Annotated in this window: 12 protein-coding genes; 5 read left to right on the top strand and 7 right to left on the bottom strand. The window is 55.3% G+C overall.

All coding sequences use genetic code 11. From position 1 onward, the window contains the following. Positions 1 to 69: 69 nt before the first annotated feature. The 6 genes from ACFPMF_RS08925 to ACFPMF_RS08900 form a co-directional block, all read right to left on the bottom strand. Positions 70 to 1,077 (bottom strand): Gfo/Idh/MocA family protein, encoded by a 1,008-nt coding sequence (locus tag ACFPMF_RS08925; protein WP_379843355.1) that lies wholly within the window; start codon positions 1,075 to 1,077, stop codon positions 70 to 72. Between the two features lie 181 nt (positions 1,078 to 1,258). Next, positions 1,259 to 2,317, bottom strand: coding sequence for a LacI family DNA-binding transcriptional regulator (locus ACFPMF_RS08920; RefSeq protein ID WP_379843352.1), 1,059 nt, complete (start codon positions 2,315 to 2,317; stop codon positions 1,259 to 1,261). Positions 2,318 to 2,426: 109 nt separating this feature from the next. After that, positions 2,427 to 3,935: a lipopolysaccharide biosynthesis protein gene (locus ACFPMF_RS08915; protein WP_379843349.1), complete on the bottom strand. Its 1,509-nt coding sequence runs from the start codon at positions 3,933 to 3,935 to the stop codon at positions 2,427 to 2,429. Positions 3,936 to 3,950: 15 nt separating this feature from the next. Beyond that, complete coding sequence (locus ACFPMF_RS08910) at positions 3,951 to 4,844, bottom strand: class I SAM-dependent methyltransferase (protein ID WP_379843346.1); 894 nt, start codon at positions 4,842 to 4,844, stop codon at positions 3,951 to 3,953. A gap of 34 nt (positions 4,845 to 4,878) precedes the next feature. Next, positions 4,879 to 6,003 (bottom strand): glycosyltransferase, encoded by a 1,125-nt coding sequence (locus tag ACFPMF_RS08905; protein ID WP_379843344.1) that lies wholly within the window; start codon positions 6,001 to 6,003, stop codon positions 4,879 to 4,881. Next, a complete protein-coding gene (locus ACFPMF_RS08900; protein WP_379843341.1) occupies positions 6,000 to 6,725 on the bottom strand; it encodes a class I SAM-dependent methyltransferase in 726 nt (241 codons plus the stop codon). Before ACFPMF_RS08900 ends, ACFPMF_RS08905 begins: the two co-directional genes overlap by 4 nt. A 360-nt stretch (positions 6,726 to 7,085) precedes the next feature. Here ACFPMF_RS08900 and ACFPMF_RS08895 point away from each other — a divergent pair, with 360 nt between their 5' ends. From ACFPMF_RS08895 to ACFPMF_RS08885, 3 genes are all read left to right on the top strand, one after another. Next, complete coding sequence (locus ACFPMF_RS08895) at positions 7,086 to 7,976, top strand: glycosyltransferase family protein (protein ID WP_379843339.1); 891 nt, start codon at positions 7,086 to 7,088, stop codon at positions 7,974 to 7,976. Between the two features lie 96 nt (positions 7,977 to 8,072). Then, on the top strand, positions 8,073 to 8,813 hold the full coding sequence (locus ACFPMF_RS08890; protein WP_379843336.1) for a class I SAM-dependent methyltransferase: 741 nt from the start codon (positions 8,073 to 8,075) through the stop codon (positions 8,811 to 8,813). After that, positions 8,810 to 10,117 (top strand): glycosyltransferase family 4 protein, encoded by a 1,308-nt coding sequence (locus tag ACFPMF_RS08885; protein ID WP_379843333.1) that lies wholly within the window; start codon positions 8,810 to 8,812, stop codon positions 10,115 to 10,117. The genes ACFPMF_RS08890 and ACFPMF_RS08885 overlap by 4 nt, the downstream gene beginning before the upstream one ends. A 23-nt stretch (positions 10,118 to 10,140) precedes the next feature. Here the strand turns inward: ACFPMF_RS08885 and ACFPMF_RS08880 are convergent, their stop codons facing one another. Continuing rightward, positions 10,141 to 10,878, bottom strand: coding sequence for a class I SAM-dependent methyltransferase (locus ACFPMF_RS08880; protein ID WP_379843330.1), 738 nt, complete (start codon positions 10,876 to 10,878; stop codon positions 10,141 to 10,143). Between the two features lie 58 nt (positions 10,879 to 10,936). Here ACFPMF_RS08880 and ACFPMF_RS08875 point away from each other — a divergent pair, with 58 nt between their 5' ends. Further along, positions 10,937 to 11,698 carry a glycosyltransferase family 2 protein gene (locus ACFPMF_RS08875; protein ID WP_379843328.1) on the top strand — a complete coding sequence of 254 codons (762 nt, stop codon included), beginning with the start codon at positions 10,937 to 10,939 and terminating at the stop codon, positions 11,696 to 11,698. Between the two features lie 26 nt (positions 11,699 to 11,724). Further along, positions 11,725 to 12,384 carry a phosphatase PAP2 family protein gene (locus ACFPMF_RS08870; RefSeq protein WP_379843325.1) on the top strand — a complete coding sequence of 220 codons (660 nt, stop codon included), beginning with the start codon at positions 11,725 to 11,727 and terminating at the stop codon, positions 12,382 to 12,384. Positions 12,385 to 12,499: the final 115 nt, after the last annotated feature.

The raw sequence follows: 12,499 nt of genomic DNA, 5'->3' as shown, positions 1-12,499 counted from the left end.
TGATTCAGACGGTTTTCAGTTTTCGGTATACAGTTTTCAGTAATGCGTCAGACACTGACCCTGCACACGTTATTTAGTCACTTTTCTGAGGACACTTTCCAGCGTAACCGGTTTTCCGCCCTGGCGCTTGCTTTCGTCGGCGGCTTCCATAAAGGCAAAGATTTCGAGCGTTTCAGCCGGTGTGACGGGAACCTTGCCGGTTTCGAAGTAGCGTATAATATCTTTCAACAGCGGATCATAACCAGCGTAGGGACCTAATTTGACCGGGCCCGACTGCGTATAAACCGTTCCGCCGTAATCGTGCTTGCCGGTGCGTGTTCCCCGGAACGTGCCAACCCGGCCATCGGCCCAGGTCCCGACCACGATATCGGTGCCTTCCGTATGCACCCGCACCACTTCGCGGCAACCCGTGCCCATCACCGTGTAGAGCGTTTCAACCCCGTGAATGCCGTACCAGAAAAAGTCGGGATGTGTCTTTTCCAGGGTGGCCGGGCTAAACGTGTCGGCACCCACCACCTGGCTCTTATCGATGTTCTCAAGGCCCTTGATATAGCGCAGGGAAGAAGCCGAAAAGAGCGGAATTTTATATTTTTCGGAAGCCGCAAAAATGGCCGCCACATCGGCCAGCGAAGCCGCAATGGGTTTGTCGATGAACACCCGTTTGCCCGCTTTCAGCACCTGAATAGCCTGCTCGCGGTGCAGTCGGCCGTCGTTGGTTTCGAGCAAAACCACATCGACTTTTTTGAGCAGATCAGCAATGGAATCAACAATCTCGACCTGAAACTTTTTGACCTCCTCGATATACCCCGGAATCCGCTTCGTGCTGCTTTCAATATCCCGGCTTCCGTACGGATAAGCCGCCACAACCTTATACCCGGCAAAATCGGGACTTGCATCGGGGCTGTTCAACGATTTGGTAAACGCCGTGCTGTGCGAGGTATCCAGCCCGATAAGACCCACCCGTTTGCCTTTGGGCACCTCAGCGGTGGCCCAAACCGAACCGGGTAAGCTCAACGCAGCCCCGCCAAGAACGGCTTTTTTTAAAAAACTTCGACGGTTATCAACAAGATCAATCATGCCTACGAGGGTTAGGAGTAAAAGTAATGAATCGAGCTTAGTATGGATTCCGGGTACGTACCCGTAAATGTATCAAAAAAACAGCAACAGCCATCCGCTGCACCAGAAATCCGATAAAATTTTGCCCCGTCTGCTTCTCGCCGTAGAATATAAGGCATTTTCGGAAACGGGGACAATTCCGTCAATTTCGGTAAAAATCCTGATTTTCCCGGGTAACAATGTCAATGGGCATGTAATATTCTTTCGCCACCGGGCTGGAAAAAACCAGAAACTGATACAACGCCATGACACTGCGGTAGCCCTGATCTTCGGGCTGGTGGCAGATCAGAAAGTCGATGATGCCCCGGGCCAGGTAGCGGGTATTTTCGGGCACAAAATCGTAGCCAATCAACAGCGGTTTTTGCGCTAACCCGGCTCCTTCCAGAAACCGGGCCACGGAAAACGCCCGGGAGTTGCCGACAAAAACCGCATCGAAGCCCGAACCGCTGGTTAGCAGCGCCCCAAGCTGGCGGGCCACCGACGCAAAATCGGTTTGGGGAATGTCCACCCGTACAATCGGATACGGCTTCCGGTGATCCGTAAAATACGCCCGAAAACCGGCCTCAATCTGTTGGTACGTATACCCATCCAGCGCCGTCGCGATGTTGACCATCAATAGTTGGCTGGTTTCCCGCAGGCTAAAGGTGCAAAGTTTCCCCGCCAGATAACCGCTCTGGAACAAAGGCGGGCCGATGTAGCACAGGTTCGGCTGGTCGGGTAGGTTCGAATCAATGAAGACGAACGGAATACCGGCCGTGTGACACGCTTCGACAAACGAGCGGGCTTCTTCCACAAACGAAGGGGCCAGCAACACCCCATCGACCGCGGATGCCAGAATCCGGTCGGCCTGGGTTCGAAACGACCGGGCATCGCGCAGATCAAAAAAGAACGTTTCCACGCGAATGCCGTATTGCCGGATTTCGGCTTCGGCCCGCTGGATGCCGCGCAGGGGCGCTTCCCAGAAATCGGTTTCTTCCGTCACGGCCGGAATTAAAACCGCCAGCGTAATGATTTTTCCGGACGCCAGCCGCCGGGCCAGCAAATTGGGCTGGTAGTTCAGTTCCGCAATGATGCCGTTGATTTTCTCCCGGGTTTTGTCCGACACCCCGGGCCGGTTGTGAATCACGCGGTCCACCGTGGCAATGGCCACGTTCGCCCGACGGGCAATTTCCTTAATTCCCTGACGTTCCTGTTTCTTCATGGGCACCTGATCCAACGGGCCGAATGTACAGTGATTTCCCCAAAAAGGTGAATCCTTTTCGGCTCCTAATTTTTCAAAACCGCCTTCGCTCCTGCTGCCCGGTTTTCAATTACCGCTGCCGAAACGCCCGCACCTGGCCCCAGAGCGAACCCGCCAGGCCGTTCACATCTTCGGAAACCCGTAGCCCCAGCACCAGCCCCGCAAACAGGCCGGTCAGCACCAGCGACCGAAACGCCATGCTCAGCAGGGTGAGCCAGAACGAACCGCCCCATTCGGGCAGCAGCAACGACGCGCCATAGACCAGCACCAGAACAAAAACCGCCTTCACGCCGGAAAAGGTGAACGGCAGAATCCGAAACAACGCCCAGACGATGGCGACTTTACTGAGCGCAAAAGCTAGGGTGGTGAGCGTGGTGGCCAGGGCCGCCCCGTCGATCCCGTAGCGCGGAATAAAGAAGGAATTGGCCGCGATAGCCAGGCAGGCCATGACCAGCATCAGGTAGGTCGCGTACCGGAAATGCCGGGAATAATTGATGATTTCGCCGTTGACGCCGGTCGCCATTTCGAACAGCTTCGCCGACGCCAGCAGCAGCACGACCATTTTCCCCTGCCGATAGATTTCTCCTTTCGGCAGAATGTCAAAAATACCGTCGATATTGGCCCAGATCAGCAGAAAGACAAAACCGCCCGCCAGCAACTGGTTCAGTGACGACTTGTGATACAGCTCCTGCACGTGCGCCATATCGTTGGTCCGCAGCGAATTGGACACCAGGGGCGTTGAAATCTGGGTGATGGTTTTTCGCGGAATCTCGATGATACCGGCGATGTAGGTCGCGATGATAAAGACCCCGGCATCGATCAGGCCTTTCCCGCCCGACAGCATCGTACGGTCGATGAAATACACCACCTGCGTCCCGACGCCCCCCATCACCACGAACAGTCCAAAATGCACCATCTGGCGAAACAGCCCGTTTTTCAACTGACTGAAATCAAACCGCAGGGAAAACTTGCCGAGTTGATAAATGTACACCAGCAAAATCAGGACGGCCAATCCGTGCGAACCGATCACCAGGTACAGCATCCAGTCGAAACTGTACCAGCCAATGCCAAACATCAGAATGATCAGCACATTCGACAGCTTCAGGTACACTTCCCGGATGAAGGTCGGAATGGCAATACGGGCGTTGTTGCGGCAGTACGCTTCCAGCACCGTGATGTAAATCCAGAAAATGGTAAAGGGCACCACCAGCCCGTAATAGGGCAGTAAACCGGCGGATTTTTCGGCAAAATACCCCTTGATCGTCGACTCAAAGCCAAAATACGCCAGCGTAAACAGGCTAATGCCAATCAGTGGGAAAGCCAGCAGAAAGCCCAGAAAACCGTTGTTCTGGGTTTTGTCGTCGCGGAAATAACCAAAGAAACGGTCGGTAATAAACGGAGCGCCGAGGTGCGCAAAAGCCGCAAACAACAGGCTGTTTTCCAGCAAAAGCCGCGATATCGCCAGTTGGTCGGTTTTCAGAAACGCCAGCGAAACGTACAACTGGTTGACAATCCCGATGCCGACACCGATGTACGACCCGACGCTGGCTTTCAGGCTTTGACGAATGACTATTCCCATGTATTCAGATCAATCTCACTTTCGATAAATAGCCACCACCGTCGCGCCGTCGTTCATGATGGGCAGTCGTTTGGCGACAAACCGGGTGGTTTTATACAGCAACATAGTCAACGGATTCTGGCCCAGGTGTTTTTCCAGCCACAGGCGGTACCCCAGGCTGCGGTGCGTGACGCTGGCCGGTTCGTTCCGGATGTCAACCACTTTCAAGCCCATCAGTTCACCGGCGTACCGCAGCGAAACCGGGTCCCAGAGCAGCGTGTGGTGGGGGGGCAGATTCAGCGTATGGTACGGGTCCTCCCGGAAATAATACGAGGCATTATTCGGGACGCCGAGAGCCAGCAAACCGCCCGGTTTGACGCACTGGGCCGCCTGCCGGAAAAACTCGCCGACGTTGTTGACGTGCTCAAACACCTGAAAGGCACACACCAGATCATACTGCCCTTCGTGCTGTTCCGCGTGAATTTTCAGTTCTTCGTTGATGATGTTGACCCCGATTTTCTTGCCGTACGCAATGGCGTCGTCGTTCAGTTCCAGCCCCAGACCAACAGCACCCTTTTCGGGCAGTCGTTTCAGGAAAAAACCGTTGCCGCTCCCGATTTCCAGGACCCGATCACCCGCCTTCACGTGCTGAAAAACCAGTTCGTGCTCCCACTTCCAGGGGCTGTAATAACCTTTGTAATGCTTGCCCAGATCGGCGTAAAAGGCCGCATCACCCGCCAGCGTAAACGGGTAGTAAAACCGCAGCTTCGACTGGTTACATTCGTAAATCACCACCTCGTCCAGCCCGGCAAAATACCGGCTGACATCCATGCCGAACTGCGCGCGGTATCGCTGCTCGATGGTGCGGGCATTCAGGTTTCGAACGGGTGAAACCGCCGGGGAATTGGTGAGCGGTGAGAGGACTGTCATTGGATTTGATTGGGGTAAAACCATGCCGAACGGACTAAACAGAAGCGCCCGCTGGTCCGTGGGTACGTAAAATACGGTTTAATTCGTTGATTCGGTCGCTCATCTCGTACTCGTCGAGCATTTTCTGACGGGCATTCCGGCCCAGTTTGCCCGCCAGTGCGGGATCGTCGAGCAACTGAATCATGTACTTCGCCATGCTTTCATAGTCGCCTTCATCCACCAGAAAACCGGTTTTCCCCGAATCGACGGCTTCCTTAATGCCGGCATGGCGCGTGCTGACAATCGGCAAACCGGTTGCCGAGGCTTCCAGCACCGTGTTGGGCGTCCCTTCCGAATCGCTATTGACCGGATTCACCATCGAATGCTGGGCGTACAGCCGGGCTTTCCGGAGCCACTCGGCAATTTCAGGGGCGGGTTTCACGCCCAGCAACCGGACGGCATATTTTAGTTGTAATTCGTTGACTAACTTTTGACAGGATTCGAATAGTTCCCCATCGCCGATCATCACCAGTTGCGCATCGGGGTGCTTATCGAGCACTTTGTCAAACGCCCGAATGGTTAGCTGGGGCGCTTTTTTGGCCGTAAACCGCCCCACCGACACGATCAGTTTTTCGGCTTTCTCCGGTTCGGCCCCGGCAAACAACCGCGTCTCGACGCCGTACGGATTGCGGTACACTTTCTTCGGATCGGCTCCCAGCCGGACAAGCTGGTCGGCCATGTCGTTGGAAACCGCCACAATGGCCCGGGCCTGCGCAAAAAGCCGGCGATACGGTTCCCGGTATTTCTCCAGCGTGGCCTTCTCCACCGCATCGAAGCCGTGAAAATGCACCACCAGCGGCACGCCCGCTTTTCGGCAGGCCGTCATCAGAGCGCAACCCGTCGGACCGTATTCGGCCAGCACCACATCCGGGCGGTTCTGTTTCAGAAACCGGGTCAGGAAATGCGTATAAAAAGCCGGGTACAGAAACGACAGGCCCCGTTTCACCCCGACCCGGATCGGCTCGGCCAGCGGCATCCGGATGATGGAGTCGCCGTCCTGGGTGCGATACGGCCGCCAGCCACCCGACAGCGTCAGGGCCGGTTTCAGGTACTCGACATGGTTGCGAATAAAGGTTTCCGAATAGCTGTTTTTGTTCGGAAAGGCAATGCAAAGCTTCATAGTTTCCTTCCAACCACCAGATACGTACACGCGTCCTTGTCTTTCGTGGCCTGCGAAGTTGTCCGGTCGAACAGGCTGATGGCGGCCTGCATCACCAGCGCAAATGGCGGCCACAGCCAACGCGGTATTTTAAACAGAAAACCGTCCTGAAACAATTGCAGCCCCATTGCCGACCGGCCAATGATGCCCCGGAACGACACGATTTCGAACCCATTGCGGGCCACAATTTTCTGCAAACCGGCCGACGTCCAGCGCCAGTAATCGGTCGGATCCGGGTGGTACATCCAGTAGCCGTGCGTGGTCAGCAGCAGCAAACCGCCCGGTTTCAGAATCCGGCACGCTTCCTGCAAATAGCCTTCGGGATCTTCCACGTGTTCGAGCACCTGCGTCGATAGCACCACATCCACCTGATTGTCAGCCATATCAATCCGACTATCGGAACCGATGTATACATCCGCGTGCGGATTCCACGCGAGATCGATGCCGATGTACTGCACCTGCTCGGTCGGAAACAGCGAGACGTACGGTTTGGTGCCGCAGCCGTAATCGGCCAGGCTGATCCGGCCGGTTTGGGTCAGCGGATCGACGAACGTAATTTTGGCATACTGCACCAACTCCCTCAGTTTCATGAGGTAATACCGGCGGGGATTGGTCAGTGGAGGTTTAATCCGGTAATGCTCGGAGGGGTCGTCCGGCATCGCTTCAGCGCGGATTGTCGTCATAGTCAATCAGAAACGCCCGGACAATATAACTCCGGGACGAGGGCCGTTTTTGGTATTGTTCGGCATCTTGCCCACAAAGAAAGCAGAGACGATGCAAATAATTAAGTAATCTTGCAATTAGTTTGTCGGGGACCAGTGACTGATGCGTACCCACGGACTTTAGTCCGTTCGGGTTAGCTATTACAATGAGTCACTAGCAACTTATGGACTTTAGTCCGTACGGGTTAGCTATTACATGAGTTACTAGCAACGTACGGACCTTAGTCCGTTCGGGTTAGTTATTACAATGTGTCACTAGCAACGTACGGACTAAAGTCCGTGGGTACGCGTCAGCACCGTAAACTGAAAACCATAACCGTAATGCTCCTCGCGCCCATCGTTTTATTTTGTTACAACCGCGTTGACCACCTGCGCGAAACCATTAAACACCTGGCGAACAACACGTTAGCCAAACAGAGCACCCTGTATATTTACGCCGACGGCCCCAAACCGAATGCGGACGATGCCGGGCGGGTACAAAAAGTACGGGCGTATTTACCAACCATTACCGGTTTTGCGGACGTTCAGATCCGGGAAGCGCCCGCCAATCAGGGCCTCGCCAATTCCGTGATCCGGGGCGTTTCGGAGGTGATTGCCCAACACGGGCGGGTCATCGTGATGGAAGACGACATCATTTGCACCACCGATTTCCTTGATTTTCAAAACGAAGCACTGAACGTCTACGAACACCATCCGCTGGTTTTTTCGATTTCCGGGTATCTGTATCCGTTCACGATTCCAACTCATTATTCCAGCGAAGTGCTGCTGTTGCCCCGGGCGTCGTCGCTGGGCTGGTCGACCTGGAAAAACCGCTGGGAACTGGCCGACTGGTCGGTGCCCGACTACGCCGATTTTATCCGGAATCCGGCTGCCCGCCGGGCGTTTTCGGCCGGTGGCAGCGACCTCATTCCGATGTTCGAAAAGCAGCAGAAGGGCCTGATCAGCTCGTGGGCCATCCGCTGGACCTACACGCATTTCAAACAGCAACGGTACTGTCTGTTTCCGATTAAATCGAAAGTGGAACACATCGGCTACGATGCGGGCACCAATTTCGGGCGGTTCAGCCGCTACCAGCACGCGCCCCTGCACGAAGGACACATCCAGCTGACGCCAGATGTGGCACTGGACCCGGACGTGGTACTGAATCTGAAACGCTATTTCCAGCCCAGTCTGGTGCGGCAGGCCATCAACCGGTTCAAATACGGTATTTAGCTCTTCATCATCAAACAACCCGGTTTTGAATCTGTCATGCAATGGCTATTTTTGCCGGAACATGGGCCATTTTCCGTCCATTGATTCACTACGGCTTTGACACTGACCGACCGCACATTCTGGCTCAACTACTGGGAATCGAAAGAGGGGTTAATTTTCCGCATACCCGACAAGTACCCTTTTCTGCCCCTGATCCGGCAACTGGTGGCGACTCATTCCGTCCGGTCGGCGCTGGAACTGGGCGGTTTTCCGGGCTATTATTCCGTCTGGCTGAAAAAACACCTGAACACCGAGACGACCCTGCTCGACTACGTCGTCCACCCGAAAATCCTGCACGAACTGGAGCGCGCCAACGGATTGCGGGAAGGCGCGGTCGGGGTCATCGAAACCGATCTGTTCCAGTACACACCCCGGCAAAAATTCGACCTGGTGATGTCGAACGGGCTGATCGAACACTTCGACGATACGGAAAACATCATCGAAAAACACGTCGAATCGCTGAATGCCGGCGGGGTTCTGCTCATTTCGCTACCCAACTTCCGGGGGCTGAACGGCTGGTTTCAGAAAACGTTTGACCCCGAAAACTACGCCAAACACAACATCCAGTCGATGGACCTGAACCGCCTGCGGAAAGCGGCCGAACGACTGGGTTTACGGGATATCCGGGTGTATTATGACGGTCGGTTTATGCTCTGGTTCGAGCGCGAAGCTGAAAAACCGCTGCTTGGGCGATGGCTCAAAAAGCTGCTCTGGCTGCCGTTGAAGGTATTTTTCAAACTGGTACCGGTGGAAACCAGGGCGTTTTCGCCCTATATTGTTCTGACGGCTACGAAATGAAGGTTCTGCACCTCAGCACGTTTCACCGGTTTGGCGGAGCCGCCATTGCCGCCAGCCGACTCAATCAGGCGTTGAACCGGGCGGGCGTATCGTCGGAAATGCTGGTGGCCGAAACCTCGATTGACGAACCGGCGGTGATTTCGCTGGCCAAAACCACCTGGCAGAAACGCTGGGCCAAGGCGCGGTTTGCGCTCGACCGGCTGACGTTTTTGCCCCACGAGCGCAGCCGCGACGTCCGGTTTGCGTTTTCGCCCGCCCTCATCGGCACCGACATCAGTGATCACCCGCTGGTGCAACAGGCGGATATTCTGCACCTGCACTGGACTACGTTCGGCTTTCTATCGACCCGATCGCTCCAAAAACTGTTTGCCCTTCAAAAACCGGTGATCTGGACGATGCACGACATGTGGGCATTTACCGGCGGCTGTCACCACAGCGGTCCCTGCGAGCGGTTTCAGCAATACTGTGGCCACTGCCCGTTTCTGCGCCTACCCACGCCCGACGATCTCTCCTACCAGGACTGGCTTCGGAAACAGGACGCTTACGAAAACGCCCGACTTACACCCGTCGGTTGCAGCCAATGGCTGGCCAACCGCGCCCGAAAAAGCAGCCTGTTCCGTGGACTTTCGGTCCAATCCATCCCGAATCCGCTGGATACGAGCCTTTTTGCTCCAATGCCTAAAACCGCTGCCCGGCAGGAACTGGGCCTACAGACCGACAAACGGCTGATTCTTTTTGCGGCCGCCAAAGTGTCGGCGCTTGGCAAAGGGTTTTCGTATTTTCAGCAGGCGCTTCAGCAGTTACGGCAGCAACTCCCCCAACCGGAGGAGGTTGAGTTGCTCATTTTCGGCGCGGGGGACGAGCAGTTGCTCCAGGAATTGCCGTTCCGGTATCACTTTTTGGGTTCCCTCAGCAACCTCCGGCAGATTGTGGCCGCTTACAGTGCGGCCGATTTGTTCGTCATTCCGTCGCTGGAAGAAAACCTGCCGAACACCATCATGGAGTCGATGGCCTGCGGGACACCGGTGGTCGGCTTTGACGTGGGCGGCATCCCGGAAATGGTTCAGCATCAGCAGACTGGCTACCTAGTTCAATACCGATCGGTAGACGACCTGGCCAACGGCATGCACTGGATTCTGGAGCAACCGAAAACCGGCTACGAGCAACTGGCCACCAACGCCCGCAACTTTGTCGTAGCTCACTACGATGAGGCCGTGGTGGCTGGGCAGTATATTCAATTGTACGAGGAGGTTATTCCACAGGGTTTATCAGGGGACATCAGAGATAATCAGAGAAAACCCTGATAAACCCTGTGGAATAACAATCCCTAAAAAATACTCAGATCGCTTTTTTTCCGGCACAGCACCGCGAAGGCACTCGGTTTGATTTTCCGCAAAACCGGCACGGATTTCAATACCTGCGTTTTCAGCCAGATGGCCCAGAACGCCAGCGTGCCCGGTGCCGAATGGCGAATGGCCGCTGTGTCGTAGAAAACGCTGTGTTCGGCCAGAATTTCGAAGCCTTCGGACTTGAGCAGGAATTTAAACAGCGAAGGCGTGAAGATATTGATGTGGCCGTACGACAGAAAATGATCGGTTTTCCGGTCCACAAAAAAGCTGAAGTCGATGGGCACTTCGAAAAACTGGTAGTCGGACACCCGGGCGATTTCACGCAGCAACAGCCGGGGATGCTCCACGTGTTCGATCACGTGCGAACAGGTCGCCAGCGGGAACGTCTGATCGGCATACGGAATTTTGTACCCGTCGAAGAGCTGGACATCCTGCAAGCTGGCCAGCCCCCGCTCCCGGATTCGGCGGACGCCACTTTCCGAGATTTCGAGCGAATACATGGCCGGACAAAACCGGGCCTGATCGAGTTGCTGCAACACCGCGCCGTCGCCCGAACCCACGTCGAGCATCTTCGGAAACTGGTACGACTGGCACAGCCGGCGAATGGTTTCGGCTTTCATCCGAGCGCCCATATTCCGCCAGGTTCGGTCAGCATCAGCGTATTGAGACCGGTACGCGTCCTGAAGCGCCGATGAGGTTGTTGAATTCGTTTCCATGCCGCCGTTGGTTAGCCCGTAAAAATACCGTTTTTTTGCAAATTGCCACGCCATTGCTATGCCCCTACTCTCGATCATCACCGTCACCTACAACGCCGAGCGGTTTCTGGAACGCACGATTCAGAGTCTGCTTGCCAATCAGCCGGGCGCGGAAGTAGAATACCTGATCATCGACGGCCAGTCTACCGATCATACCCTCGACCTGGTTCGGCAGTACGAAAAGCACATCAGCCGCTGGATTTCAGAACCGGATCGCGGGCTGTACGACGCCATGAACAAAGGCCAGCGCCTGGCAACGGGCGACTACGTCTGGTTTATGAACGCCGGGGACGAGCTATACGACGCAACGACGATTTCCCGCGTCCTTTCTCAGTTACGTACTAACCCCGCCGACGTCTACTATAGTGATGCCCTGTTTGTGGACAATACGGGAAAACCACTGGGCTTACGCAGCCGGATCACGCCCCACACGCTGCCTCATACCCTGACCTGGCGCGATATGGCGATGGGTATGAAAGTTTGCCACCAGGCCTTTATGGCCCGCCGGAGCATCGCCCCGGACTTTTTGGTCGATAACCTGAGCGCCGACATCGATTGGGAAATCCGTTGCCTGAAAGCCGCCCGGAAGGCGGTTTGGCTCGATTTCATTCTGTGCAAATACCTGACCGGCGGCCTGTCGGTTCAACGGCACCGGCAGTCGCTCGCGGACCGTTTCAAGGTCCTGGCGACGCATTTTGGAACCGCAACAGCCGTCTGGAATCACGTTCGGATTGTGGCCAGGGCGGTGCGGTTTCGGTTTAACCGAAAAGAAAATCGCTAAAATCGCTTCATATCTAACGCATTAAAATGACACAGCGAATACGGTTTTTATTAGTTTTCTGGCTGACATCCTTTCAGCTTTTTGCCCAAACGGCGGGCGACTCCCTTCCGACCGAACGGCGGTATCCGCTGAAAGCCTTCATCGTCCCGGCTATGCTGGTGGGTGGAGGGGCTGCTTTGTTGGGTCATCCAACGCGGGAGCCTTTTAACCAGAGCGGACACGTCAGTTCGGCGGATGAATACCTGCGGTTCGGTCCGTACGGCCTGCGCGTGGGTCTGCAACTGGCAGGAATTAAACCGGCGGTGAAACTGGGTGACGAAATTGCCGTCACGGTAGTGTCCAACATTGTCATGGGCGGAATAACGGAAGGGCTCAAACGCACCATTCATTCGACGCGGCCGGATGGCTCCGATCAGCGTTCGTTTCCGTCGGGCCATACGGCGGTTGCGTTTACCGGAGCGGAATTGCTGCACCAGGCCTACAAACACAAAAGTCCGTGGATCAGCGTTGCCGGTTACGCAATGGCCACCGCAACGGGTGTGTTGCGGGTAGCCAATAACGAACACCACTGGGCGGACGTGTTGGCTGGCGCCGGGATCGGGATTGCCTCCGTAAAAATAACCTATGCTGTTTACCCCGTGATCAAGCGAAAATTACAGCGGCCCCGAAAACCGGCTGTCCGATAATCCCCACCCGCTAAAAATCAACTTATTATCTATTCCGTTTTCCCGGTTCAGAGTCGCCTGAAAGTCATCTTTCTGCTTTACGCCAGCATTAAATTCGTTTTTCATTGAATACATT

The organism is Larkinella bovis, assembly GCF_042655385.1.
Classification (GTDB): domain Bacteria; phylum Bacteroidota; class Bacteroidia; order Cytophagales; family Spirosomataceae; genus Larkinella; species Larkinella bovis.
This window is presented reverse-complemented; position numbering and strand designations above follow the sequence as displayed.